Raw genomic sequence first — 1,902 nt, 5'->3', positions numbered from 1 at the left:
TGTGTCTGTTGTTTGAGAACTCAATAGTGTGCCAAGTTTGTTGATACCAATTTATTGTATTGAATTGGTTGAATTGACTGGATCCGCCACCCCGTGGTGTGGTCTGGTTTTTACAGCTGGTTTCAAATTTTGTGCAGCCGGCACGTCCCGTTTTCCCGGGGGTGTTGGTTGTGTCTGTTTTACTTCAACGGAGAGTTTGATCCTGGCTCAGGATGAACGCTGGCGGCGTGCTTAACACATGCAAGTCGAACGATGATCCCAGCTTGCTGGGGGATTAGTGGCGAACGGGTGAGTAACACGTGAGTAACCTGCCCTTAACTCTGGGATAAGCCTGGGAAACTGGGTCTAATACCGGATATGACTCCTCATCGCATGGTGGGGGGTGGAAAGCTTTATTGTGGTTTTGGATGGACTCGCGGCCTATCAGCTTGTTGGTGAGGTAATGGCTCACCAAGGCGACGACGGGTAGCCGGCCTGAGAGGGTGACCGGCCACACTGGGACTGAGACACGGCCCAGACTCCTACGGGAGGCAGCAGTGGGGAATATTGCACAATGGGCGAAAGCCTGATGCAGCGACGCCGCGTGAGGGATGACGGCCTTCGGGTTGTAAACCTCTTTCAGTAGGGAAGAAGCGAAAGTGACGGTACCTGCAGAAGAAGCGCCGGCTAACTACGTGCCAGCAGCCGCGGTAATACGTAGGGCGCAAGCGTTATCCGGAATTATTGGGCGTAAAGAGCTCGTAGGCGGTTTGTCGCGTCTGCCGTGAAAGTCCGGGGCTCAACTCCGGATCTGCGGTGGGTACGGGCAGACTAGAGTGATGTAGGGGAGACTGGAATTCCTGGTGTAGCGGTGAAATGCGCAGATATCAGGAGGAACACCGATGGCGAAGGCAGGTCTCTGGGCATTAACTGACGCTGAGGAGCGAAAGCATGGGGAGCGAACAGGATTAGATACCCTGGTAGTCCATGCCGTAAACGTTGGGCACTAGGTGTGGGGGACATTCCACGTTTTCCGTACCGTAGCTAACGCATTAAGTGCCCCGCCTGGGGAGTACGGCCGCAAGGCTAAAACTCAAAGGAATTGACGGGGGCCCGCACAAGCGGCGGAGCATGCGGATTAATTCGATGCAACGCGAAGAACCTTACCAAGGCTTGACATGAACCGGAAACACCTGGAAACAGGTGCCCCGCTTGCGGTCGGTTTACAGGTGGTGCATGGTTGTCGTCAGCTCGTGTCGTGAGATGTTGGGTTAAGTCCCGCAACGAGCGCAACCCTCGTTCTATGTTGCCAGCGCGTTATGGCGGGGACTCATAGGAGACTGCCGGGGTCAACTCGGAGGAAGGTGGGGACGACGTCAAATCATCATGCCCCTTATGTCTTGGGCTTCACGCATGCTACAATGGCCGGTACAAAGGGTTGCGATACTGTGAGGTGGAGCTAATCCCAAAAAGCCGGTCTCAGTTCGGATTGGGGTCTGCAACTCGACCCCATGAAGTCGGAGTCGCTAGTAATCGCAGATCAGCAACGCTGCGGTGAATACGTTCCCGGGCCTTGTACACACCGCCCGTCAAGTCACGAAAGTTGGTAACACCCGAAGCCGGTGGCCTAACCCCTTGTGGGAGGGAGCTGTCGAAGGTGGGACTGGCGATTGGGACTAAGTCGTAACAAGGTAGCCGTACCGGAAGGTGCGGCTGGATCACCTCCTTTCTAAGGAGCACCTACAGTCACCTTGCCCCGTGTATGCGGGTGTGGAGGGGTTGTCAGGAGTACGCCCGTTGCGCAGACGCTAGTTCTGCGGCGGGTGCTCACGGGTGGAATATCAGCAAATAGCGGCCGCCGGTTTTTCCCCGGCACCCAGTACGGATCTCTCACCCTTTGGGGTGGTGGTCCTGGAACGGTGC

1 rRNA gene is annotated in these 1,902 nt (G+C 56.0%); it reads left to right on the top strand.

Annotated features, from left to right (window positions below):
- The first annotated feature begins 184 nt into the window (after positions 1 to 184).
- A 16S ribosomal RNA gene (locus J2W14_RS21150) occupies positions 185 to 1,708 on the top strand.
- Positions 1,709 to 1,902 lie beyond the last annotated feature (194 nt).

This window comes from Pseudarthrobacter oxydans (assembly GCF_030812335.1).
GTDB lineage: Bacteria > Actinomycetota > Actinomycetes > Actinomycetales > Micrococcaceae > Arthrobacter > Arthrobacter oxydans_B.
Note: the sequence above shows the minus strand (reverse complement) of the source record. Positions and strands in the feature narration are given on the sequence as shown.